Here is a 404-nt window from a genome sequence, read left to right as displayed (position 1 = left end):
CAGTCGATGGCGCTGTAGTCGTTGTAGGCGATGCGTTGAAACGCCGGGGCGGCGTAGAGCTCGGCATACAAGGTGGCCAGCTGGTCGATCAGCTGTTGGCGGTTGTGCAGTTCGGTCTCGTAAGCGCTGGCGAAGGCGCTGCGTTCGCCCTCGTCGTAGCGTTCCTCGAAGCGCTCCCGTGCTTCCTGCTGCTTGCGCTCGATCCTACGCGGTAATTGGGCCTCGACATCCACGGCGGGGAGGGGAGCCTTGGCGGCGAGCAGGGGGCTGCTGTTCCAGCGCTCCACCTCCCGTACTTCTCGCTCGACTTCGGCGGCAGCCTCGCCGGCGGCCAGCGTGGCGTTCAGCTCGCGAATGCCGAGCAGGGCCAGGGAGGTGAAATGCTCGAAGTGCCGTTGCGGCTC

Annotated in this window: 1 pseudogene; it reads right to left on the bottom strand. The window is 66.1% G+C overall.

The window, feature by feature from the left end:
• Window positions 1-404: pseudogene (locus LU671_RS29360) on the bottom strand (T6SS effector BTH_I2691 family protein); the annotation flags it as partial.

The sequence above is a fragment of the Pseudomonas sp. NMI760_13 genome (assembly GCF_021283245.1).
GTDB lineage: Bacteria > Pseudomonadota > Gammaproteobacteria > Pseudomonadales > Pseudomonadaceae > Aquipseudomonas > Aquipseudomonas peradeniyensis.
Note: the sequence above shows the minus strand (reverse complement) of the source record. Positions and strands in the feature narration are given on the sequence as shown.